The 23,045-nt window shown below is 57.9% G+C and carries 20 protein-coding genes and 1 pseudogene; 9 read left to right on the forward strand and 12 right to left on the reverse strand.

The window, feature by feature from the left end; translation table 11 throughout:
* The first annotated feature begins 116 nt into the window (after positions 1-116).
* Positions 117-1,154 (forward strand): NAD(P)H-dependent flavin oxidoreductase, encoded by a 1,038-nt coding sequence (locus C7H09_RS15610; protein WP_106764353.1) that lies wholly within the window; start codon positions 117-119, stop codon positions 1,152-1,154.
* 267 nt (positions 1,155-1,421) lie between these two features.
* Positions 1,422-2,051 (forward strand): HPP family protein, encoded by a 630-nt coding sequence (locus tag C7H09_RS15615; protein WP_106764355.1) that lies wholly within the window; start codon positions 1,422-1,424, stop codon positions 2,049-2,051.
* A gap of 51 nt (positions 2,052-2,102) precedes the next feature.
* Here the strand turns inward: C7H09_RS15615 and C7H09_RS15620 are convergent, their stop codons facing one another.
* Entirely contained in the window at positions 2,103-2,951 is an 849-nt protein-coding gene (locus C7H09_RS15620) for a putative RNA methyltransferase (protein WP_106764358.1), read from the reverse strand.
* 177 nt (positions 2,952-3,128) lie between these two features.
* Between C7H09_RS15620 and dusA the strand changes: the two genes are divergently transcribed.
* The 5 genes from dusA (at position 3,129) to C7H09_RS15645 (ending at position 7,665) form a co-directional block, all read left to right on the forward strand.
* Complete coding sequence (gene dusA / locus C7H09_RS15625; protein WP_106764361.1) at positions 3,129-4,160, forward strand: tRNA dihydrouridine(20/20a) synthase DusA; 1,032 nt, start codon at positions 3,129-3,131, stop codon at positions 4,158-4,160.
* A gap of 147 nt (positions 4,161-4,307) precedes the next feature.
* Positions 4,308-5,273, forward strand: a complete 966-nt coding sequence (tal, locus tag C7H09_RS15630; protein WP_106764363.1) for a transaldolase — start codon at positions 4,308-4,310, stop codon at positions 5,271-5,273.
* 27 nt (positions 5,274-5,300) lie between these two features.
* A complete protein-coding gene (locus tag C7H09_RS15635) occupies positions 5,301-5,753 on the forward strand; it encodes a tellurite resistance TerB family protein (RefSeq protein WP_106764365.1) in 453 nt (150 codons plus the stop codon).
* A gap of 14 nt (positions 5,754-5,767) precedes the next feature.
* Positions 5,768-6,895 carry a 3-deoxy-7-phosphoheptulonate synthase gene (locus C7H09_RS15640; protein WP_106764368.1) on the forward strand — a complete coding sequence of 376 codons (1,128 nt, stop codon included), beginning with the start codon at positions 5,768-5,770 and terminating at the stop codon, positions 6,893-6,895.
* Positions 6,892-7,665 (forward strand): glycerophosphodiester phosphodiesterase, encoded by a 774-nt coding sequence (locus C7H09_RS15645; protein WP_106764370.1) that lies wholly within the window; start codon positions 6,892-6,894, stop codon positions 7,663-7,665. The genes C7H09_RS15640 and C7H09_RS15645 overlap by 4 nt, the downstream gene beginning before the upstream one ends.
* Positions 7,666-7,691: 26 nt before the next feature.
* Here the strand turns inward: C7H09_RS15645 and sthA are convergent, their stop codons facing one another.
* The 10 genes from sthA to C7H09_RS15695 all read right to left on the reverse strand — a co-directional run bounded on the left by sthA (position 7,692) and on the right by C7H09_RS15695 (position 18,162).
* On the reverse strand, positions 7,692-9,083 hold the full coding sequence (gene sthA, locus C7H09_RS15650; protein WP_106764373.1) for a Si-specific NAD(P)(+) transhydrogenase: 1,392 nt from the start codon (positions 9,081-9,083) through the stop codon (positions 7,692-7,694).
* Positions 9,084-9,149: 66 nt separating this feature from the next.
* Positions 9,150-9,395 (reverse strand): (Na+)-NQR maturation NqrM, encoded by a 246-nt coding sequence (nqrM, locus tag C7H09_RS15655; RefSeq protein ID WP_106764375.1) that lies wholly within the window; start codon positions 9,393-9,395, stop codon positions 9,150-9,152.
* A 12-nt stretch (positions 9,396-9,407) separates the two neighbouring features.
* Complete coding sequence (locus tag C7H09_RS15660) at positions 9,408-10,466, reverse strand: FAD:protein FMN transferase (protein ID WP_106764378.1); 1,059 nt, start codon at positions 10,464-10,466, stop codon at positions 9,408-9,410.
* Between the two features lie 9 nt (positions 10,467-10,475).
* Positions 10,476-11,702 carry an NADH:ubiquinone reductase (Na(+)-transporting) subunit F gene (gene nqrF, locus C7H09_RS15665; RefSeq protein ID WP_106764380.1) on the reverse strand — a complete coding sequence of 409 codons (1,227 nt, stop codon included), beginning with the start codon at positions 11,700-11,702 and terminating at the stop codon, positions 10,476-10,478.
* A gap of 37 nt (positions 11,703-11,739) precedes the next feature.
* Positions 11,740-12,348, reverse strand: a complete 609-nt coding sequence (nqrE, locus tag C7H09_RS15670) for an NADH:ubiquinone reductase (Na(+)-transporting) subunit E (RefSeq protein ID WP_106764382.1) — start codon at positions 12,346-12,348, stop codon at positions 11,740-11,742.
* On the reverse strand, positions 12,348-13,013 hold the full coding sequence (locus C7H09_RS15675) for an NADH:ubiquinone reductase (Na(+)-transporting) subunit D (protein WP_106764384.1): 666 nt from the start codon (positions 13,011-13,013) through the stop codon (positions 12,348-12,350). The genes nqrE and C7H09_RS15675 overlap by 1 nt, the downstream gene beginning before the upstream one ends.
* A gap of 2 nt (positions 13,014-13,015) precedes the next feature.
* The gene (locus C7H09_RS15680) at positions 13,016-13,819 is read right to left on the reverse strand and encodes a Na(+)-translocating NADH-quinone reductase subunit C (protein WP_106764387.1); all 804 of its coding nucleotides are present in this window, start codon (positions 13,817-13,819) and stop codon (positions 13,016-13,018) included.
* Entirely contained in the window at positions 13,812-15,020 is a 1,209-nt protein-coding gene (locus C7H09_RS15685) for an NADH:ubiquinone reductase (Na(+)-transporting) subunit B (RefSeq protein WP_106764390.1), read from the reverse strand. The genes C7H09_RS15680 and C7H09_RS15685 overlap by 8 nt, the downstream gene beginning before the upstream one ends.
* Positions 15,021-15,024: 4 nt before the next feature.
* The gene (locus C7H09_RS15690) at positions 15,025-16,371 is read right to left on the reverse strand and encodes a Na(+)-translocating NADH-quinone reductase subunit A (protein ID WP_106764393.1); all 1,347 of its coding nucleotides are present in this window, start codon (positions 16,369-16,371) and stop codon (positions 15,025-15,027) included.
* Positions 16,372-16,692: 321 nt separating this feature from the next.
* Entirely contained in the window at positions 16,693-18,162 is a 1,470-nt protein-coding gene (locus tag C7H09_RS15695) for a glyceraldehyde-3-phosphate dehydrogenase (protein WP_106764395.1), read from the reverse strand.
* 179 nt (positions 18,163-18,341) lie between these two features.
* Here C7H09_RS15695 and mfd point away from each other — a divergent pair, with 179 nt between their 5' ends.
* Together mfd and C7H09_RS15705 are read left to right on the forward strand one after the other, a co-directional pair.
* Entirely contained in the window at positions 18,342-21,863 is a 3,522-nt protein-coding gene (gene mfd, locus C7H09_RS15700; RefSeq protein WP_106764398.1) for a transcription-repair coupling factor, read from the forward strand.
* Between the two features lie 29 nt (positions 21,864-21,892).
* Positions 21,893-22,678 (forward strand): CsiV family protein, encoded by a 786-nt coding sequence (locus tag C7H09_RS15705; RefSeq protein ID WP_240616614.1) that lies wholly within the window; start codon positions 21,893-21,895, stop codon positions 22,676-22,678.
* Positions 22,679-22,795: 117 nt separating this feature from the next.
* Here C7H09_RS15705 and C7H09_RS15710 read toward each other — a convergent pair.
* Positions 22,796-23,045, reverse strand: a pseudogene (locus tag C7H09_RS15710) (IS5/IS1182 family transposase); the annotation flags it as partial.

Raw genomic sequence — 23,045 nt, forward strand, 5'->3', positions numbered from 1 at the left:
CCCACACCTGGCAACCACAGGCAAAACTGATCAGTCGCCACTCCATTCTCGACACGTTTCTGAAACAACAGGGAAATGTACAATAATGAGCCAACTTACACAGGCAGGAGCCCACCATGATTCAAAAACCGCAATCACTGCCAGGCATTAAAAAACCTATTATCCAGGCGCCCATGGCCGGTGTGCAGGATCATCGCCTGGCTGCGGCCGTATCCAATGCCGGTGGGCTGGGGTCTCTGCCTTGTGCCATGCTCGACAGCAAGGCACTGAGGGCAGAACTCGAGGCACTCACCAAAGCCACCGACCGCCCCTACAACCTCAACTTCTTTGCCCACTCACCACCAACACCCGACCCGATCCGGGAAAGCCGGTGGCGCGACGCACTGGCACCCTATTACGCCGAATTCGGCCTGAATCTGGCAGACATTCCCTGTGGCCCCGGGCGCCTGCCTTTTAACGAGGAAACCGCAGAAATCGTCGAAACCTGGCAACCTGCGGTGGTGAGCTTTCATTTTGGCCTGCCCGAACCAACCCTGCTGGAACGGGTCAAGCGCACCGGGGCCTGGGTTCTGTCCACTGCTACCACGGTTGAAGAGGCCATCTGGCTGGAGCAGAACGGTGCCGATGCTGTCATCGCCCAGGGTCTGGAAGCGGGTGGCCATCGCGGTATCTTCCTGACCACCGACATGACCACGCAAATGGGCACCTTCGCCCTGGTTCCGCAGGTGACTGCCGCCATAAAACTACCGGTGATCGCCGCAGGCGGTATTGCCGATGCTCAGGGCGTGCAAGCGGCTCTGGCACTCGGGGCGGTGGCAGCCCAGGTGGGCACGGCTTTCCTGCTCTGCCCCGAGGCCAATACCCGCCCGCTGCACCGGGAAGCCCTGGCAAGCCCGGCGGCCAGCCACACCGCAATCACCAATCTGTTTTCCGGCGGCCCGGCCCGGGGCATCGTCAACCGGGTGATTCGGGAACTGGGGCCGGTCTCCGATGAAGCTCCGGCTTTTCCTCTGGCGACCAGTGCCATGGGCCTTTTGCGATCTGCGGCCGAAGCCTCAGGCTCCGGTGATTTTTCACCGCTGTGGAGTGGCCAGAACACCAGTGGCTGTCGTGATATTCCAGCCGGGGAGCTGGTGGAATTGCTCTGCTGGTGACGCCGGATACGCTGCCGGGAATAGCGATGCCAACCGGCAGCTCTTCCGCGCCCACCCGGGACTCAGCCTCCATCACCAGCTCCCGGATCGTCGCCAGCGCTGCCCGCACGAGCAAAGCTCCAGATTTTTATGTCGAATTTGCATGAAGAGCAAGGCGTTTATTCGAAAACCTCTTAAGCATTATCGAATTTCCCTGTTTGCCTTGATATTGATCAGTGCCTATCATCCTCAGCCCTCAATCATGCAGTTCAGGTATCCAAGCACATCATGGGTTTCAGGAACGAACAACTCCGGTGGCAATTGGCAAGAGGCATCATTCAAGCCTTGCATCTGGAACGGCTGGCCAGCCGCTACAGCCGCACCACGGTGATGGCGGTGTTCAATCTGATCAACGGTAGCCTCAGCATTGCCCTGGTGGCTTTTGTCGCGCTGGTCACCCAGGAAGCCTTCATTTTCCCGTCGCTTGGTGCCACAGCCTTCATCCTGTTCTATGTACCCATGGCCCAACCTGCATCCCCCCGAAACACACTGTGCGGGCATCTGATCGGGGCACTCATGGGGCTGCTCAGCCTGTATATTTTCGGTCTTCAGGGCGAAGCCTCGGCGTTTCTGACCGGCGTGGATCTGCCACGGGTTGGCGCCGCAGCCCTCTCTCTGGGGCTGACCAGCTGCCTGATGGTCATACTACGCGTAGCCCACCCGCCGGCTGGCGCAACCGCGCTGATCGTCTCCCTGGGGCTAATGCCCAACCCGGCCCAGCTTCCCATCCTGATGGCAGGCGTCGGGCTGCTGCTGGCCCACGCCTTTGTGATGAACCGGTTGGCAGGCATCCCTTATCCGCTGTGGTCTGCAGGCACCGAAGGCCCGGGTTTGCAGGCGATGGCCGCTCGCGACTGATCACCGGGCGCGGGCAGCCCGCAGAATGACCACGAGGCCACGCATCGGGTGTCAGGCACGTGCTTTCTCAAAGCTCTGAATTCTGACTTGCACCGTCACTGACAGGCTCTCCAAGGCTTCGGCCGCTGCCCGCCCTTCGGCATTGGCGCGATAAAAATGAGGGGTCATAGCCAGCAAATCGCCAATGGCCCCGGCGTTCGTCAACTCAAGAGTCAATGACAGTTCACGGCTGCTCAGATGCCCAAATCCTTCTGGCAAGGCTCTCACGGGCCTGGTCTCCTTGCGAACTTCCGGGTAGATGATTGCCCGCAACTCTTTCAGATGATCAGGCCCGGCATCCACCTGCACCAGTCTTCCGCCCGGTTTCAACACCCGGGCAAATTCCGCATACACCGGAAAACCGAACAGGCACAGCAGCCGATCCATCGACTCCGCTTCAACCGGCAGATTGGCATTGCTGCCCACCACCCAGGCTGGCCGGGCGTCCTGGCGTGCAGCAGCCTGTATGGCATACTTTGAAATATCCAGGCCGAGAATGGATAACGGATGGTGCCCGCCCGCCACTTCCGCCAACCGGCGAAGATAGTAACCTTCACCACAACCGGCATCGAGACACGCCAATGGTTGCGAAAGCGGCGCCCCGGCGAGCACCGCCTCGGCCACTGCATCGGCAATCGGCTGATAATACCCCGAATTCAGAAACGCCCGCCGGGCCGCAACCATGGCCTTGCTGTCGCCCGGATCCCGGGAGCGCTTATTCTGCACTGGCAGCAGATGCACATAGCCCTGGCGGGCAATGTCGTAGCTATGGCCAGAAGCGCACTGCCAGGCAACACCTGCCTGCTGCAACGCAGTTCCGTCCAAGGGGCAGGTCAACTTGTCAAAGGCCGTAATGGTCATCGGTGTTCCTGTATAAAATAGCCGGAAGAAGCGGCCATAGAGTACACCTTGCACTGAATTCGCCAAAACCCTACGGAATTCGGGCCACCAACCCTGTTAAACTGTTTGCCGCGTCATTATCGGTCAATGCCAACCCACCAGACGCGCCCGATGACTTGCCAGAGACAGGAATTTGTAATGCCCGACAGCTCAATCGCCCCCATCAGTCAAAGTGTCCCTGAGCCCTCCCGCCGCTTCTGCGTGGCCCCCATGATGGATTGGACGACACCGCACTTTCGCTATCTGGCGCGCTTGCTCAGTCGCCGTACCCTGCTCTACACCGAAATGGTCACCACCGGCGCACTGATCCACGGCGATACAGAGCGCTTTCTGCGCCACGATCCGCTGGAGTATCCGCTGGCGCTGCAACTTGGCGGCAGCGATGCCGGGGAGCTGGCTCATTGTGCCCGGCTGGCACAACAATATGGCTTTGATGAAGTGAACCTGAACGTGGGCTGCCCCAGCGACCGGGTACAGAACAACATGATTGGCGCCTGCCTGATGGGCCACCCGGCCAAGGTGGCGGAGGGCGTATCGGCGATGATTGAGGCCACCGAGCTTCCGGTCACCGTCAAGCACCGTATCGGCATCAACGGCCGCGAGTCTTGGGATGAGCTCTGCGAATTCGTGGAAACCGTTGCCGCCGCTGGCTGCAAAACCTTTATCGTACACGCCCGGATTGCCATTCTTGAGGGCCTGAGCCCCAAGGAAAACCGCGACATACCGCCGCTCAAATACGACTGGGTTTATCGCCTGAAACAACAGTACCCGAAGCTGGAAATCATCATCAACGGCGGCATCAAGACCTTCGACGAATGCCACGACCACCTGGCTCATACCGACGGCGTCATGTTGGGGCGCGAGGCCTATCACAACCCCTGGATGCTGGCGGGTGTTGACCCGGCGTTTTTCGGCGAGGCCGCTCCGGTTGCCAGCCGTCAGGAAGCATTGCGGGCCATGTTCCCCTTCATCCAGCAGGAGCTGGATCGGGGGGTGTATCTGACCCATATCACCCGCCACATCATGGGGCTTTTCCTGGGCATGCCCGGCGGCCGCCAGTTCCGTCGCCATCTCAGCGAGAATGCCAACAAGCCCGGCTCCGGGCTGGAAGTGATCGAACAGGCTCTGGCCAAGATCCGGCAACCCGCCCCGGACACCGCCCCGGCATAATCGCCAGATCCGGCCAAAGACGGGTGATCTGCATCGACTCCCGCCTTTGGTTGTCTTGTTCCAGCTTTACGCTGCCGTTATTGTAGGGTTAAACCAGCGCCGGGGAATGGCGCTGCTATAACACCGAACCATCGGGATACAGGACGAATGAACAGCAAACTGGAACAGCTCAAAGCCATGACCACCGTCGTGGCCGATACCGGCGACATCGAGGCCATCCGGCAATGGCGGCCGCAAGATGCCACCACCAACCCTTCCCTGCTGCTGAAGGCCGCAGCCTCCGAAGCCTACCACCCCATGCTGGAACAGGCGGTCAATTACGCCGCGCGCCAGGGTGGCTCCAACGCCGAACAACTGACCACCGCCACCGATATGCTGGCGGTGCTGGCGGGCAAGGAGATTCTGGGCCTTATCCCCGGCGTGGTCTCCACCGAAGTCGACGCCCGCCTCTCCTTTGATACCAACGCGACTTTGAACCGGGCCCGCAGACTGGTCGCTCTGTATAACGAACAGGGCGTGGATACCAGCAGGGTACTGATTAAAATCGCCTCCACATGGGAAGGCATCCGCGCTGCCGAACAATTGGAGAAAGAAGGCATTCGCTGCAACCTCACCCTGCTGTTCTCGTTTGTTCAGGCGGTGGCCTGCGCCCAGGCCGGAGCTCACCTGATCTCCCCCTTTGTTGGGCGTATTCTCGACTGGCATCTGGCCAATTCCGGGCGTAATAGCTACCCGTCTGCCGAAGATCCGGGGGTACTGTCGGTCAGTCGCATCTATAATTACTACAAGGCCAATGGCTTTGATACCGTGGTGATGGGTGCCAGCTTCCGCAACACCGGAGAGATTGAAATGCTGGCGGGTTGCGACCGGCTAACCATCAGCCCGCCGCTATTGCAGGAATTACAGGACGATCAGGGCAAGCTTGAGCGGCGCCTGAACCCCGAACAAGCCACATCACTCGACAAGCGAGGCCAGATCGACGAGCGGGTGTTCCGCTGGGAATCCAACGAGGATGCCATGGCCACCGAAAAGCTGGCCGACGGCATTCGCCGGTTTACGCTTGACCAGATCGAGTTGGAAAACCAGGTGAAACAACTGGCCAGGGCCGCCTGATTCCTGACAGGGAGTACCACAGCAACCATGATCGAACATCTGAAAAAACTGTTTGCAGCCCCGGACACCGGCACCGCCAAAAGCGCAGATCCGCATCAGCTGGCGGTAGCGGCAACCGCCCTGATGGTGCAGCTGTCGCGGGTGGATAACCAGGAAGACGAGCGGGAGCTGCAAACGATTGTCGATTGCGCCGTCAAGGCTCATCAATTGAGCCCTGACGAAGCCCGCAGCATAGTGGACGACGCCCTGGCCCACGCCGATGACGCCACTTCGCTGTACCAGTTCACTGGCCAGATTAATGACCACCTGAACCAGCAGGACAAGCAGACTCTGCTGGAAAACATCTGGCGGGTGGCCTTTGCCGACGGCCGTATCGACAAATACGAAGAACACCTTATACGCCGTATCGCAGATCTGCTGCATCTTAATCACCGTGAATTCATGCAGGCGCGGCACCGGGCACAAGAGCACGCCCACTGACTCGAGGAACGACCATGTTAGCCATCCTTCATCCGAACACCGCGCTGGACAGCGACGCCTATCGCCAGACTCTGGATTTTCTGGAAAACCTGCCCGGGGTAAGCATACGGGTTCATGAAATTCAGGGGGCCAGCCAGCGCCTGACCGAGATTTACCTGCTGGGGGATACCAAGTCCCTCGACAAGGAAGAGATCGAAGCCTTGCCCGCGGTGGAACGGGCTGTGCGCATTTCCGAGGACTACCGGATTCTGGGCCGACACAAAGACGACCTGAGGCAAAGTGGTTTCACCTATAACGGTGTCGAGTTCAGCCAGAACAACCTGAATATCTTCGCGGGCCTGTGCGCCGTAGACGTGCCTGAGCACGTTGAAATGATGATGCAGGCGCTGGAGCAGCACGGTGAGGTATGTACCCGCATGGGTGCCTACAAGCCCCGCACCAACCCTTACTCGTTCCAGGGCCACGGTAAGGGCTGTCTGCCCTGGGTGTTCGAGAAGGCGGGCAAACACGGCATCAAGGTGGTTGCCATGGAAATCACCCATGAAAGCCACATCGAGGAAATCGATACCTGCCTGGAGAAACTGGGGCGGCCTACCGGCGTCATGTTGCAGGTAGGTACCCGGAACACTCAGAACTTCGAGCTGCTGAAAGCCATTGGCCGGCAGAGCACCTACCCGGTATTGCTCAAGCGGGGTTTTGGTATCACCTTGAACGAATCCCTCAATGCCGCCGAATACCTCGCCAGTGAGGGCAACGCCAACGTTATTTTCTGCCTGCGTGGCATGAAAACCGAGGCAGGACAACCGCATCGCAACATGGTGGACTTTGCCCATGTGCCCGCGGTCAAGCGCCTGACCCGGATGCCGGTGTGCGTCGACCCCTCCCATTCCGTGGGCAGCCGCGAGAAATCGCCGGATGGCATTCTGGATGTGATGCACGCCACCGCTCAGGGCGTGATTGCCGGCGCCAATATGGTGCTGGTGGACTTCCACCCAAAACCCGAGAAAGCACTGGTGGATGGCCCTCAGGCCCTGCTGATGAACGAACTGTCAGCCTACCTGGAAGACATCCGCCTGTGTCACGACACCTGGAAGAAACGCCAGGGTATTTACCAACGCCTTACGGAAAACAGCGATATATGATCATTTATGGTCACCGGGGCGCCAAAGGAGAGGCGCCCGAGAACACCCTGGCCGGATTTATCCATGCCCACCGGCATGGCATCCGCCACTTTGAACTGGATCTGGTACTGTCGAAAGACGGCGTGCCCATGCTGGTACACGACCTGACCGTCGACCGCACCACCGGCCAGAAAGGCAACGTGGGGAAATACACCGCCGCTGAACTGGCCGACATGGACGCCCGTCGCAACACCAGCAGCTGGGCTACCCGCACGGGCATTCCCACACTGGAAAACCTGCTGGATCAGTTCGACGACATCGAACACCTGCAACTGGAAGTAAAAAAAGACAGCCGGGCCCGGCTTAACGTGCTGGGCAATCGGGTCACCGAAATCATCCAGAGCCGGGGCCTGCTGAACAAGGTAGCCATCACCTCCGCAGAGCCGTCATTTTTGCGGGAAATCCGCCGTCGGGACAAAAACATCCGTCTGGGCCTGGTGGCCGAACGGAAATTCCCGAAGCCACTGAACCTGGCCACCCGACTAGGCTGCGAGTACTTCTGTGTAAACTGGAAAATCCTGACCCGAGCCATGGTGGAAACCGCCCATCGTCAGAACATGCATGTGTCCACCTGGACGGTGAACCGCATTCACGACATGCTGAAACTTGAGGAAATGGGTGTCGACAGCATCATCACCGACTTCCCGACCAGCACCCGGATGTACTTTGATAACCGGGCCAACAGCCCGCTCAGCATCCCCTTGGGAGAGACAATTCCCGAGCCAGCCTGAGGCTGTCCCGGGAAGTTTGAACCGGATCAGAAGATCCGGTTCAATCCGTTCAAAGCCGCGACCCGGTAAGCTTCCGCCATGGTCGGGTAGTTGAAGGTGGTGTTGATGAAATAATTCAGGGAATTGGCCTCCCCTTCCTGATTCATGATGGCCTGGCCGATGTGAACGATCTCAGCCGCCTGGTCTCCAAAACAGTGAATCCCCAGAATCTCCCGGGTCTCACGGTGAAACAGGATCTTCAGCATACCCACAGCTTCACCGGTAATCTGGGCTCGGGCCAGATCCTTGAAGAACGCCTGCCCAACATCGTAAGGCACCCGTGCTTCGGTGAGTTCGCGCTCAGTTTTGCCTACAGAGCTGATTTCCGGAATGGTATAGATGCCGGTAGGCACATCGTCCACAAAGCGGAAGTACTCGTCCTGCACGATAGCCGAGGAGGCAGATCGGCCCTGGTCATAAGCCGCACTGGCCAGGCTTGGCCAGCCAATCACATCACCCACCGCATAGATATGATCAATCTCGGTGCGGTAGTGCTTGTCGACCGCCAACTGGCCCCGGCCGTTTGGCTCCAGACCAATGTTTTCCAGCCCGAGGTTTTCCGTATTGCCGCTACGGCCATTACACCACAGGAAGGCGTCGGCACGAATCTTCTTGCCAGACTGTAACGACAGCACAACACCGTGGTCATCACCCTTCACCGATTCGTACTGCTCGTTGTGACGCACCAGAACACCGTTGTTGCGCAGGTGATAGCTTAGCGCATCAGAGATTTCATCATCCAGGAACTGCAGCAGTCGGCTGCCCGGGTTGATCAGGTCCACCTTCACACCCAGACCGGCAAAAATAGAGGCATACTCGGAGCCGATGACACCGGCACCATAGATGATCAGCGTACGGGGGGTGTGGGACAGATTCAGGATTGAATCCGAGTTGTAAATGCGGTGATGACGGAAGTCCACATCGGGCGGCAGATAGGGCCGCGAGCCGGTGGCAATCACAGCCTGCTTGAAGTGCAGCACTTCCACAGACTTGTTACCACGGATTTCCAACCGATTACTGTCCAGGAATACCGCCCGGCCATTGATCAGATCCACCCGGTTACGGGCATAGAACTGGGTTCTCAGCTTGACCTGCTTGCCAATCACCTTCTGGGCGTTCTGCAACACCCGCGGGAAAGAGAACCAGCGGGGCTCACCGATGTCCCGGAACATCTGATTGGTGTTGAAGGTGATGATCTGCTTCACTGAATGTCGAAGCGCTTTCGACGGAATGGTACCCCAGTGGGTACAGTTTCCGCCTACGGTCGATTTGTCTTCAATGATCGCGACTCGTTTGTTGTGCTTCGCCGCATTCATTGCCGCCCCTTCCCCCGAGGGGCCGGCGCCAATAACGACCACGTCGTAATGATGCTCTGCCATGCGCGCACTGACTCCTTATCTACGTCATGAATGCGTAGTTCTGTTTATTTTGTGTCGTTAAAACGTCTAACTACCCTTGCGGGTAGCATCATAGGCCAGAGCTTCTGCCTTCTTGGGGGCTTCGTCGCTCGGATTCCTGCTCTCTTCGCACTTCTGGGTATTGCCCCCGCAAATGTCGCAGGAGGCACTGATACCCAGAGCACCAATACCGCCACAGGTGCCACTCATCGGCTTACGCCCGAAAATAACGCCAATCGACATGCCTGCGATCAGCAGCACCACAATGGTTAACACCAGAAGAAAGGTTCCCATGTCTGCCCTCCTCTATTGGACAAGATAGGACGAAAACGACGGCGTTTGATGGGTTTCAAAACCCTCGCCCTGCTCGTCCCGAACGATAAAAAACGCGGGTATATTTTCTCGCGTTGCCAGGGCCATTGCCTTGTCAAATCCCAAAACATTGAAGCCGGTGGCCAGCGCATCGGCCGTCATACAATCGTCTGCAATCACCGTTACCGACGCCAATCGGTGCGCTATCGGTTTTCCAGTCTCAGGATCTATTGTATGGGAATAGCGACGGCCTTCCGATTCGTAATAGTTACGATAGTCGCCGGAGGTCGCCATGGCCTGACGATCCAGCGCCACCACACTGTTCACCGCACGACCGCCCTCATCCGTGGGCTGCTCTATGGCAAGCCGCCAGGCGTCACCACCTGGCTTGCGGCCCTTCACGTTCACCTCACCCCCGATTTCGACAAGGTAAGCCGCCACACCTTCGGTGTCCAGGTAACGGGCCAGCGCATCCACACCATAGCCCTTGGCAATACCTGACAAATCGATGTACTGATGCTTCTCGGCACGCAGCGAACGGGTCTGCGAGTCCAGCGCCAGGTACTCCCACCCGGTGCGCGCCAGTACCGCCGCCAACTCCTCATCCGTCGGTGCCTTATCGGGGCGAGCCTTGGGGCCAAAGCCCCACAGGTTGACCACCGGCCCAATGGTGACATCAAACGCACCCTGGGTAAGTTCGGCAATATCGATGGAGCGGGCAATCACCTCGTAAAGCTCAGGCGACAAGGCCACCCCGTCGGACTGATCCGGCAAGCGGTTGAAGCGGGACAGCTCAGACTCCGCCTTCCAGGTAGACATGGCATTGTCGACCTTATGCAGCTCCCGCTCTATCCCCTCCGCCAGAGCCTGGAGCCGTGCCTCATCCTCGGGCAGCACCACACTGATGTGATAGGTGGTTCCGAAAATCCCTCCGGAAATCTCCCAGATTTTTGGCGGCTCCTGAAACGAACAACCCGCCAGGGTCGTCATGGTCAGCATCAAAAAGATACTGACCAGAACCACCCTGGCGGGCCGATGCATGCGGGATGTCATGTGAGTTGCTTAACCCCCGAAGTCATCCAGCATGATGTTTTCGTCTTCCACACCCAGATCCTTCAGCATCTTGATAACAGACGCGTTCATGATGGGCGGCCCACACATGTAGAACTCACAATCTTCCGGAGCAGGGTGATCCTTCAGATAGTTTTCGTACAACACGTTGTGGATAAAGCCGGTCGGGCCTTTCCAGTCATCGTTCGGCTGGGGGTCGGACAGCGCCACGTGCCACTCGAAGTTCTCGTTGTCGGCGGCCAGGCCGTCGAAGTCTTCCACGTAGAACATTTCACGTACGCTTCGGGCACCGTACCAGAAGCTGATCTTACGCTTGGAGTTCAGGCGCTTGAGCTGGTCAAAGATGTGCGAGCGCATGGGGGCCATACCCGCACCACCACCAACAAAGACCATTTCCGCTTCGGTGTCTTTAGCAAAGAATTCACCAAACGGCCCCATCACCGTTACCTTGTCACCCGGCTTCAGGTTGAAGACGAAAGTGGACATAATGCCTGGCGGATGATCCGTGCCAGGAGGCGGCGTGGCAATACGGATGTTGAACTTGAGCAGACCTTTCTCTTCCGGATAGTTCGCCATCGAGTAGGCGCGGATGGTCTCTTCTTTGTTCACACCGGTATAACGCCAGATGTCGTGCTTGTCCCAGTCCTCGTGGAACTCCTCTTCAATGTTGAAGTTCTTGAACGGGATTTCGTAGGGAGGACACTCCAGCTGTACGTAGCCGCCTGCACGGAACGCCACTTCTTCGCCTTCCGGCAGTTTCAGTACCAGCTCCTTGATGAAGGTCGCAACGTTGTGGTTAGAGATAACCTCACATTCCCACTTCTTGACGCCAAAGAACTCTTCAGGCACCTCAATTTTCATGTCCTGCTTCACCGGAACCTGGCAGGACAAACGCCAGCCTTCTTTCTCTTCGCGGTTGGTGAAGTGAGTCTTTTCGGTGGGCAACATGGCACCGCCACCGTCCAGAACCTTACATTTACACTGGGCACAGGTACCACCACCGCCACAGGCGGACGACAGGTAAATACCACTGTTAGCCAAGGTACCCAGCAGCTTGCCACCGGCACTGGTCTTCAGCGTGTGCTCGGGGTCATCGTTGATTTCAATGGTCACGTCACCGGTGCTTACCAGCTTGGAACGGGCCGCGAGGATGATCGCGACCAGCGCCAGTACGATAACGGTGAACATGACCACGCCGAGAATTATTTCTGTATTCATGGTCTCGCCTTTTCGTTAAATCGAATCACCGGGTGAATTACAAGGAGATGCCGGAGAACGACATGAAGCCCAGAGACATCAAACCCACCGTAATGAAGGTGATGCCAAGGCCACGCAGTCCGTCCGGAACATCGCTGTACTTGAGCTTTTCACGGATACCCGCCAGCGCAATGATGGCCAGGGCCCAGCCGATACCGGCGCCGAAGCCATACACCACACTCTCGCCAAAGGTGTAATCACGCTCGACCATGAACAGTGATGCACCCATGATCGCGCAGTTAACCGTAATCAGCGGCAGGAACACACCCAGCGCGGAATACAGTGCCGGAATGTATTTATCCAGCACCATCTCCATGATCTGTACGATGGCAGCGATAACCCCGATGTAGGTCAGCAGCCCCAGGAAGCTCAGATCCACGTTTGGCAGACCGGCCCAGGACAGCGCACCTTCGCGCAGGATGCCGTTATACAGCAGGTTGTTCACCGGCACGGTCACCGTCAGTACCACCACAACGGCGATACCCAGGCCTACCGCCGCTTCAATCTTCTTGGAGATCGCCAGGAAGGTGCACATCCCCAGAAAGAAGGCCAGTGCCATATTTTCAACGAAAATCGCCTTGAGCAGAAGGCTCAGATAATGTTCCATTAAAAGGCCTCCTTGGCAGTGTGGCGAGACATCTTGTAGTCAGGCTCTTCCACCTGCTCCGGCTTCCACGCGCGCAGCGCCCAGATCGCCAGACCGATGATGAAGAACGCACTCGGTGGCAGTAGCAGCAGACCGTTCGGAACGTACCAGCCACCCTCGTTGACCACCGGCAGCAAGGTTACGCCGAACAGCGAACCGGCACCGAGCAGCTCCCGGAAGAACGCCACAAACAGCAGCATTACCGAGTAGCCCAGGCCGTTACCGATACCATCCAGGAAGCTGAGCAGCGGCGGATTGGTCATGGCAAAGCCTTCGGCACGCCCCATCACGATACAGTTGGTGATAATCAGACCAACAAACACCGACAGCTGCTTGGAGATCTCGTAGGCATAGGCCTTGAGAACCTGATCCACCACAATAACCAGAGAGGCAATGATGGTCATCTGCACGATGATCCGGATGCTCCCCGGAATCTGGGTGCGTACCAGCGACACCGCCAGGTTAGAGAATGCGGTTACCGCGATCACGGCAATACACATTACGATACTCACGCTCATGCTGGTGGTTACGGCTAAGGCCGAACAGATACCCAGAATCTGGAGCGCTATCGGGTTGTTACTGAAGATTGGTTCGAAGAGAACCTGTTTGGCTGTTGAGCCTGCCATGATCAGACCTCCCCTTCACGAAGATTTTTCAGGAACGGAGCGAAGCCGCGCTCACCCATCCAGTAGTTCACCAGTCGCTCGACACCAACACTGGTCAGCGTTGCGCCAGACAGGGCGTCTACCTTGTGTTCCTTGTCTTTGGCGTCGGAACCCACACCGCCTTTCACCAGGCGGATCTGTGGCTCGGTGGGGTTGTCGGCATAAAGCTCTTTGCCCACCCACTGCTGTTTCCAGCGCGGGTTGTCCACCTCACCGCCAAGACCCGGTGTTTCCGCATGGGCGTAGAAACCCAGGCCTTCGATGGTGTTCAGATCGCCTTCCAGCGACACGAACCCATACAGGGTCGACCACAGACCGTAGCCGTGCACCGGCAGAACCACCCGCACCAGATTGCCGTTCTCGCTCAGGGTGTACACCTTGGCGATGTTCGGGCGACGCTTGATGCCAGCCTTGTCTTCGGAAGACGGAATATTGGTTGACATCTTGGGGTCAGAAGCTGCTTTGTACATATCAAACTTCATCGGGTCTTCAACACCCACCACCGACGGCTCAACGAACTTGCCAGCATCCAGATCCACCAGGCGAACTTCGAAACGCTCAAAGGTGCTTTCGATCTGCTCAGCGCTGGCTCCGGTTTCGAGCATACCGGCTGCCGACAGGATGTTGGTTTTGATGTCCAGATTCTGGTTCTGGATCTGCGCGGGCCTCAGTACCACTGCAGCGGTTGAAACAACCACCGAGAACACAATACTCAGTACCAGCGCCACCATAAGGGTTCTGGAGACAGTATCTTTAGCTTTAGCCACGAGCAAGCCTCCGTTTGATGTTGGCCTGAACCACGTAGTGATCCATCAGCGGCGCAAACAGGTTCGCGAACAGGATGGCCAGCATGATGCCCTCAGGGAATGCCGGGTTGATTACCCGGATCAGTACCGTCATCACACCCACCAGAATACCGAAACACCAGCGACCGGTGTTGGTCATGGACGCAGACACGGGGTCTGTTGCCATGAACATCATGCCGAAGGCAAAGCCACCCATAACCAAGTGCCAGTGGGCAGGCACGGCAAACATGTTGTTGGTGTCGGAGCCGATCACGTTCAGCAGCAGAGACATGGCGATCATCCCGATCATCACGCCACCTACAATGCGGTAAGACGCAATCTTCATCACCAGCAGAATCAAACCGCCAATCAGCACCGCCAGGGTGGAGGTTTCACCCATGGAGCCCTGGATGGAACCCATAAAAGCATTCATCCAGCCAATGGTCTCGTCCAGCACCTGCAGGCCGTCAGAGGCAGCGATACTCAGGGCGGTTGCACCACTGAAGCCATCGACTGCAGTCCACACCGTGTCGCCGGAAATCTGCGCCGGGTAGGCAAAATACAAGAACGCACGGCCAGTCAGGGCCGGGTTCAGGAAGTTTTTGCCGGTACCGCCGAACACTTCCTTACCGATGACCACACCGAAGGTGATGCCCAGAGCCACCTGCCACAACGGAATGGTCGGCGGGCAGATCAGCGCAAACAGTACGGAGGTTACAAAGAAGCCTTCGTTCACTTCGTGCTTGCGCACGGTCGCAAACAGCACTTCCCAGAAACCACCGACAATAAAGGTCACCGCGTAAACTGGCACAAAATACGCCATGCCGTAAACGAAGTTGTCCCACCAGCCCGCGCCGGACCCGGTCGCCGCCAGCGCGGTGATAAAGGCCTCACGCAGGCCGCCGTCGGCGATCATGGCACCGGGATTGGATGCCAGGAAGCTGTTGGCCTGGTAGCCGATGTTCCACATACCGAAGAACATGGCCGGGAAGGTACACAGCCACACTGTGATCATGATGCGCTTGAGGTCTACACCGTCGCGCACATGAGAGGTGCTGGAAGTAACACTCGAAGGAGAGTAGAAAATGGTATCGACGGCCTCGTACAGCGCATACCAGCGCTCGTACTTGCCACCTTTTTCAAAGTGATGCTCGATACCGTCGAGAAACTGTCGGATTGCCATCGTTTTAGCCCTCGATCTCGATTCGGGTCAGGTTCTCGCGGAGAATCGGACCGTATTCATATTTGCCGGGGCACACGAAGGTGCACAGCGCCAGATCTTCTTCATCCAGCTCCAGGGCACCGAGTTTCTGTGCCATCTCGGTATCACCGACAATCAGCGAACGCAGCAGTTGCGTTGGCAGAATGTCCAGCGGCATGATCTGCTCGTAGGCGCCAACCGGCACCATCGCCCGCTCACTGCCGTTGGTGGTGGTGGAGAAGTTGAACAGCTTGCCCGGGGACAGCTTGGACAAGTAGATGTTCAGAACAGAGAACTTGTTCGGGCCCGGCGACAGCCAGCCCATGAACTCGCGCTTGCTGTGCTCTTCCAGCACCGATACCTGATTGGCAAACCGGCCCAGGTAGGCACAGGGGCCTTCGCCGCGACGGCCACCGAAGACAGAGCCGGACACCGCCCGCACCTTGCAGTCGGTCGCCACTTCGCCATCCAGCAGCTCAGGCAGGGATGCGCCCAGGCGGGTACGAACCAGGCGAGGCTTGAGGGCCTTCGGGCCACCGATAGCGACAACCCGCTCAACCGGCAACTCTCCGGTTTCGAACAGCTTCGCGATATCGATCACGTCCTGATAATTGATGGTCCAGACGGTTTTGGACGCAGAGACCGGATCCAGGTGATGGATATGGGTGCCCACGTTGCCCGCCGGATGAACACCGTCGAACTGGTGAACCTCAACGCTACCACCCTTGGGCACCGCGATATCAGAGCCTGGGCGACCGGTAACAAACACCTTGCCATTGGTCAGACGGGAAATGATGCTAAGACCGTTTTCAAAGGCCTTGGCGTTCTCTCCAATGATCACCGTCGGGTCAGCGGCCAATGGATTGGTATCCATTACCGAAACGAAAACGGAATGGGGAGTGGAGTCAATCTCCGGGACTTTACTGTAGGGACGAGTGCGGAATGCAGTCCAGAGCCCGGACTCAACCAGGTTGTCCACTACCTGCTGGCGTTCCAGGCCGGCAAAATCCGTGGTGCTATAACGGGTAAAGCTTTCCGCATCGTCGCCATCGATCTCGATAACAACAGACTGGAATACGCGCCGCTCACCGCGGTTTATTTCTTTCACCACACCGGCGGCCGGTGAGGTGTAACGAACGCCTTCGGTCTTCTTGTCCGTGAACAGCAGCGAACCGCGCTTGACACGGTCTCCCTCTTTTACAGCCATGGTCGGCTTCATGCCGTTGTAGTCAAAACCGATCAATGCCACATGGCGGATCGGCTTGCCGTCAGTAATGGTCTGCTCAGGAGCGCCGCTGATGGGAAGATCCAGGCCTTTTTTGATCTTAATCATTAGCCTCGTCCAATCATCAGAAACTATTCTGTGGATTTTTAACGCCCGGCCCCTGCGGCCCAGCTTTCCTCTCCGGTTCGTGCCGGAAAACGGTACCTTATGGTTCAAACGCCACCGCAGTTGCTGCGGATTTACATTTGACGCAGGAAAAGATGGGAAACGGGGTGCCAGACATACCCAAAATCGCGCCAATTATAGAGATTAAGGAAACCTATTTCCACCGGTAACCCAAATGGTTTTGTACCCATTAAGTAAGAGAAAACCCCGGCAACTTGCGCTGCCGGGGTTTGCGGATCGTCCCTTGAAAAAAGCTCTACGACTTTAGTCGCGAACCCGCTTCGGGAACACCGGGTAGGTCACACCCGCCATTTGATTAACGCAGCGGATAACCTGGGCACTGTAACCGAACTCGTTGTCGTACCACACGTACAGGATCAGGCGCTTGCCGTTGGCAATGGTCGCCTGGGCATCCACGATACCGGCGTGACGGGAGCCCACAAAGTCTGTGGAAACGACTTCCGGCGAGTTCACGAAATCGATCTGCTTTTGCAGCTCGGAATGCAGCGCCATGTCGCGCAGATAGTCGTTGACCTTCTCGGCATCCACATCAGCTTTGAGATTCAGGTTCAGGATGGCCATAGACACGTTTGGCGTCGGCACACGAATGGCATTGCCGCTCAGTTTGCCCTTCAACTCGGGCAGCGCCTTGGCAACCGCTTTGGCGGCGCCGGTCTCGGTGATAACCATGTTCAGCGGTGCGCTGCGACCACGACGACTACCCTTGTGGTAGTTATCGATCAGATTCTGGTCGTTGGTGTAGGAGTGCACCGTCTCAACGTGACCATCGTCAATGCCATACTCGTCATTGATCGCCTTCAGTACCGGCGTGATGGCGTTAGTGGTGCAGGAGGCCGCCGACAGGATCTTGTCTTCATCAGTGATCCAGTCACTGTTGATGCCATAGACGATGTTCTTGATGTCGCCCTTACCCGGTGCTGTCAGAAGCACACGGCTAACGCCCTTGGACTTCAGGTGCAGCCCCAGGCCAGCCTCGTCGCGCCACTTACCGGTGTTATCAATAACAATCGCATTATTGATACCGTATTCGGTGTAGTCCACCTTATCCGGACCGTCAGAGTAGATCACCTTGATAAAGTTACCGTTGGCGACCAGCGCCGAGTTTTCTTCATCAACGGTGATGGTGCCATCGAACGGACCGTGCACAGAGTCACGACGGAGCAGGCTGGCGCGCTTCTCAAGATCATTCTCGGCGCCGCCCTGGCGAACCACAATAGCCCGCAACCGCAGGTTACCGCCGCCACCGGCTTTTTCGATCAGAATGCGGGCCAGCAAGCGCCCAATACGACCGAAACCATAGAGCACCACGTCCTTGGTGTCTTCCGGGTCGTCGGCAGCGGACTCTTCCGCATATTTGCCAACCACCGAGCCGAACTCGCGCTTGAGAAATTCGGTGAGGTCACCACCTTCAGACTTGAACTGAACCGCCAACTTGCCGATATCGACGTGGGCACGCCCCATTTCCAGCTTGTCCATGGCCTCAAGGATCGGCAGGGTGTCGTGAACGGACAGCTCACTGTCCTCAACCTGGCGCACGAAACGGTGGGCCCGGATGATGTCGATCACCGACTGGTTAATGATCGCGCGGCCGTATACGGACGTAACCACATTGTTTTTACGGTACAGCCGGCCAATCAGAGGAATCATCGCCTCAGCGGTTGACTCCCGATCAGTCCAGTTGGACAGGTGCTGGTTGATCTGTTCGTGACTCACGGTTGGGACCTCGTTTAGCACTGGAAATAATTGGGGCGCGTATTATCCAATTTAAAACGCGCCACCGCAAATAGCTGTTTGTCGGTATCCGCCATGACACTGCCAACACCGGGCGATAGAATAGCGGCTTTCCGGGCAACCGACGCACCCGACCATTGCATCAGGAGACCATTCGCCCCATGACCAGAGGCCAGGCCACCCCAACCCTAATTGCTCAATCCGCACCGGACAAACCGGCGGATCACCGGCGATGGGGCCAGCTTGCGGGCTGCACCGATGCCCTTGCTATTTGCGAAACGGCCCGCAGCCACAACGGGCTGACGCTAGTGGTTACCCAGAATACCAGCGAGGCGCTGCAACTGGAGCAATCGGTTCGGTTTTTCCTGGGCCTGCCCACCGATGAGGACGGCGCCACGGCTACCGATGACGGCATCGAACTGCTTTCTCTGCCGGATTGGGAAACCCTGCCCTACGATCTGTTCTCTCCCCACCAGGACATCACCTCCCGGCGTATACGCACCCTCCACCGGCTGCCGACCATCCGCCAGGGCATTTTGATTGTCCCGGCCAGAACTCTGATGCACCGGGTGGCACCTCCGGAATTTCTGCAAGGCAATACCCTGTTGCTGGAAGTCGGCCAGACGCTGGACATCAACAGCTGGCGCCTGCAACTGGAAGCCGCTGGCTACCATCATACCGACAATGTGTATGAGCATGGTGAATACGCGGTGCGGGGCGCTATTCTCGACATCTACCCGATGGGCTCGGCTCTACCCTACCGGATCGACCTGTTCGACGATGAAATTGAAACCCTGCGAACCTTCGATCCGGAAACCCAGCGCTCCATCGATCGCACCGAGCGCATTGAACTGCTGCCCGCCAACGAATTCCCCTGGCACAAAGAGGCGCGCTCCGGTTTTCGCAATCGCTGGTTCGAGCATTTTCCGAATGCCGACAAAGACTGCCCGGTCTACCAGGACGTCAGCCACGGCATTACACCCCCCGGCATCGAGTATTATCTGCCATTGTTCTTCGATACCACGGCCACCCTGTTTAGCTATCTGCCTGCGAAAACGCTGGTATTTACCGCAGCTGGTCTGAACACCGCTGTCGACGCGTTTGGCGCCGAAACCCGTACTCGCTACGAAGACCGGCGTCACGATCGATTGCGGCCCATACTTCCGCCGGGAGAACTGTTCCTGCAGCCAGATGAAGTATTCGGACAACTGAAACACTACCCCCGCATCACCTGCAGCAGCGAACCCGCCGAAGGCGCTGGCAGCACCAATTGGGGTGGCGCACCGTTACCGGAAGTAGCTATGAATGGCCGAGCCGCCGATCCGGCGGCAGACCTGAAACGTTTTATCCGGGACTTCCACGGCCGCATTCTGATCTGCGCCGAATCCTCCGGGCGGCGCGAAGCACTGATCGACAACCTGGGCGACCACCAGCTAAAAGTCAAAACCGTTCAGAGCTGGGCGGAATTCCTTGATACCGACGACGCCACACTCGCCATCACCATTGCGCCAATGGAGCAGGGTATGGTGCTGCCGGATCAGAATCTGGCCCTGATCACCGAAACCGCCCTGTTTGGTGAGCGGGTATTGCAGCGCCGCCGTCGACAGAAAGCGACAGAAACCGACGACGCCGGATATCGCGACCTCTCTGAATTACGCCTGGGCGCACCGGTGGTGCATATCGACCATGGCGTGGGCCGCTATAAAGGGCTGGAAACTCTGACCGCAGGCGGCCAGTCCGACGAGTTCCTGACCCTGGAATACGCCGGAGGCTCCAAACTCTACGTGCCGGTTTCCAGCCTGCATCTGATTTCCCGCTACGCAGGCACCGATGAGGAACACGCGCCACTGCACAAGCTGGGCACCGAGCGCTGGAGCAACGCCAAACAAAAGGCTCTGGAGAAAATCCGCGATACCGCGGCAGAGCTGCTGGACGTCTACGCCCGCCGCGAGGCCCGCAAGGGTTTCCAGTTCGAAGACCCGAAAGAGGCCTACCGCGCCTTCGCCGCTGGCTTCCCCTTTGAGGAAACGCCGGATCAACAGGTGGCGATCGAAGCGGTATTTGAAGACATGACCGGCGAGCGGCCCATGGATCGCCTAGTTTGTGGCGATGTCGGTTTCGGTAAAACCGAAGTGGCCATGCGCGCCGCCTTTCTGGCCACCTGGTCCGGCAAACAGGTGGCGGTTCTGGTGCCCACCACCCTGCTGGCCCAGCAGCACTACGAATCCTTCCGGGATCGCTTCTCGGACACACCGGTTACGGTGGAACTGCTCAGCCGGTTCCGCAGTGGCAGCCAGACCACCAAAGCCATGGCGGCCATTGAAGAGGGTAAAGCGGACATCGTGATCGGCACCCACAAACTGCTGCAGGGCGACATCCGGTTCAAGAACCTGGGGCTGGTGATCATCGACGAGGAACACCGGTTCGGAGTGCAGCAAAAGGAAAAACTGAAATCCCTGCGCGCCGAAGTGGACATGCTTACCCTGACCGCCACCCCCATTCCCCGAACCCTGAACATGGCCATGGGCCACCTGCGGGACCTGTCGATCATTGCCACGCCACCGGCCCGACGACTGTCGGTGAAAACCTTTGTGCGCCAACGTGACAACGCCATGGTGAAAGAAGCCATATTGCGTGAAATTCTCCGTGGCGGTCAGGTGTACTTCCTCCATAACGATGTCGCCACCATCGAGAAGACCGCCGAAGACCTTCGCAGCCTGATCCCCGAGGCCCGGGTGGGCGTTGCCCACGGCCAGATGCGCGAGCGCCAGCTGGAACAGATCATGTCGGACTTCTACCACAAACGGTTCAACGTGCTGGTGTGCACCACCATCGTGGAAACCGGCATCGACATTCCCAGCGCAAACACCATCATCATCGAACGGGCCGACAAGTTCGGCCTGGCCCAGCTGCACCAGCTGCGGGGCCGGGTTGGCCGGTCGCACCACCAGGCTTACGCCTACCTGCTGACGCCACCGCCAAAGAGCATTTCCGCCGACGCCAAAAAGCGCCTCGATGCCATTTCCGAATCCCAGGACCTGGGCGCTGGCTTTATGCTCGCTACCCACGATCTGGAAATCCGTGGCGCCGGGGAATTGCTGGGTGAAGAGCAGAGCGGCCAGATTGAGAGCATCGGCTTTACCCTGTACATGCAGTTACTCGACGAAGCCGTAAAAGCCATTCGCGAGGGCCGCACACCCAATGCGGAGCTGCCGTTAAGCCACGGTACCGAGATGAACCTGCGCATTCCGGCGCTGATTCCGGACGACTACCTGCCAGACGTGCACAATCGTCTGATGCTGTACAAGCGCATCGCCAGCGTGAAAGACGCCGCTGCATTAAAAGAACTTCAGGTAGAAATGATCGACCGCTTCGGATTGTTACCGGAACCGGCAAAGAATCTGATGCACCAGGCACAGCTCAGGCTCAAGGCCGACGCGCTGGGCATTGTCAAAGTCGACGCCGGCAAGGAGTGGGTACGGCTGGAATTCGGAAGCTCAACCCCGGTTGATCCTCTCGGCATGGTTAAAAAGGTGCAATCCGCCCCCGACCAGTATCGGCTCGAAGGCGCCAACAGCTTCCGCTTCCGGCTGAATGATGATTCGACCGGTGGTAAACTCGATGCCATCTCACAGATGCTGGACGAATTGACGCCTGAGCAAACGCAGGCCAAGGCATCATGACCCAACAAACTTCAGCTGGAGCCACCCCCTTGCAAGCTCAATGTTCATGGCCAGCACTACGCCTGGCAGGCATCGTACTGACAGCTTCCTTGTCGGCGATTCCGTCAGGCCTGTATGCACAAGGTGTAACCGGCACACCGCCTGACGACTACTACCGGGCGGAATTTGTCATCCTGCAGCGGTTGGTGGATCCGGCGGGAATTGCCGAGCAGATGTCAGATAAAGGCGCAGACACGGCAGACACCACAGGCAAGGCGCTTTGGGTAGAAGACAGCAATGGTAGCCGCCGCTCGGATCTGAACCTGGTACCAAGGCAACAGCTGCACCTTGGCGAAGCCGCCAATCGCCTGGAGCGCAGCGGTAATTATCGCGTGCTTGCCACGGCGGCCTGGTACGAGGCCTTTCCGCCGAACTACAAAGGCCAGCCACTGCTGGTTGCCATTGGCGACTGGTTACCTGAAGCAGGCCAACGCTCGGTGGAAGGTACCATCACGGTTGACCGCCAGCGTTACCTGCATGTAAACGTCAGCCTGAACCACTGGGCGCAGGGTGAAAGCCCGGCACCGGAACAGCCAGCGCCGGAGGCCACGACGGCACCAGGCACGCAGGCTGGCATGCTGCCCTCAGAGTCAGGCACCCCGCCCGCTGCGGCGCAGCAGGCAGAACTGGCGCTGGCGGCCTATCAACCAACCAAGGCGCCCGTGGAACTGATCACCTGGATTCGCGAAACCCGCCGCATGCGCAGTGAGGAAATCCACTTCATCGATTCCCCCACCATCGGTGTGCTGGTGTTCTTCAAGAAGATTGAGGGTTAGCGCAGATTTCTTAAACTTTTACCGCAGACGGTTGGGAGTTTCGGTCGGTTCATTTTGTCTTTTCATTCACCGACAAGACTATCGTTATTAAGTAGTCGACCCTGCAAAACGCCATTTTCAGATCACCAGCAATTCACCGGTCTTCGTTGATTCATCCGGTAACGCCGAAACTGACCATAAAATAGCCAGCATTTGTCGTAAATACCGCTCATTTTCATAAGGCCAAAGAAGCTCGGCGAGCCTCCTCAGAACTTTCCTCAAGTTCAGGCCCACGCCGCACAATACCGCGTGTATCTTGTCGCCAGTAAACCCTCTGAGGAAGTTCCGGAACATCAGGCCGTCACTTTTCAGATGTCCGATGATCGGT

It is taken from the genome of Marinobacter fuscus (assembly GCF_003007675.1).
GTDB classification, from domain to species: domain Bacteria; phylum Pseudomonadota; class Gammaproteobacteria; order Pseudomonadales; family Oleiphilaceae; genus Marinobacter; species Marinobacter fuscus.

Bases quoted from the DNA above. Each gene is read 5' to 3' on its own strand.
- C7H09_RS15615 (WP_106764355.1), top strand. From the start codon at position 1,422: ATGGGTTTCAGGAACGAACAACTCCGGTGGCAATTGGCAAGAGGCATC.
- dusA (WP_106764361.1), top strand. From the start codon at position 3,129: ATGCCCGACAGCTCAATCGCCCCCATCAGTCAAAGTGTCCCTGAGCCC.
- C7H09_RS15685 (WP_106764390.1), bottom strand. From the start codon at position 15,020: ATGGCAATCCGACAGTTTCTCGACGGTATCGAGCATCACTTTGAAAAA.
- C7H09_RS15610 (WP_106764353.1), top strand. From the start codon at position 117: ATGATTCAAAAACCGCAATCACTGCCAGGCATTAAAAAACCTATTATC.
- mfd (WP_106764398.1), top strand. From the start codon at position 18,342: ATGACCAGAGGCCAGGCCACCCCAACCCTAATTGCTCAATCCGCACCG.
- C7H09_RS15640 (WP_106764368.1), top strand. From the start codon at position 5,768: ATGTTAGCCATCCTTCATCCGAACACCGCGCTGGACAGCGACGCCTAT.
- C7H09_RS15675 (WP_106764384.1), bottom strand. From the start codon at position 13,013: ATGGCAGGCTCAACAGCCAAACAGGTTCTCTTCGAACCAATCTTCAGT.
- nqrE (WP_106764382.1), bottom strand. From the start codon at position 12,348: ATGGAACATTATCTGAGCCTTCTGCTCAAGGCGATTTTCGTTGAAAAT.
- nqrF (WP_106764380.1), bottom strand. From the start codon at position 11,702: ATGAATACAGAAATAATTCTCGGCGTGGTCATGTTCACCGTTATCGTA.
- C7H09_RS15620 (WP_106764358.1), bottom strand. From the start codon at position 2,951: ATGACCATTACGGCCTTTGACAAGTTGACCTGCCCCTTGGACGGAACT.
- C7H09_RS15635 (WP_106764365.1), top strand. From the start codon at position 5,301: ATGATCGAACATCTGAAAAAACTGTTTGCAGCCCCGGACACCGGCACC.
- sthA (WP_106764373.1), bottom strand. From the start codon at position 9,083: ATGGCAGAGCATCATTACGACGTGGTCGTTATTGGCGCCGGCCCCTCG.
- tal (WP_106764363.1), top strand. From the start codon at position 4,308: ATGAACAGCAAACTGGAACAGCTCAAAGCCATGACCACCGTCGTGGCC.
- C7H09_RS15690 (WP_106764393.1), bottom strand. From the start codon at position 16,371: ATGATTAAGATCAAAAAAGGCCTGGATCTTCCCATCAGCGGCGCTCCT.
- nqrM (WP_106764375.1), bottom strand. From the start codon at position 9,395: ATGGGAACCTTTCTTCTGGTGTTAACCATTGTGGTGCTGCTGATCGCA.
- C7H09_RS15645 (WP_106764370.1), top strand. From the start codon at position 6,892: ATGATCATTTATGGTCACCGGGGCGCCAAAGGAGAGGCGCCCGAGAAC.
- C7H09_RS15660 (WP_106764378.1), bottom strand. From the start codon at position 10,466: ATGACATCCCGCATGCATCGGCCCGCCAGGGTGGTTCTGGTCAGTATC.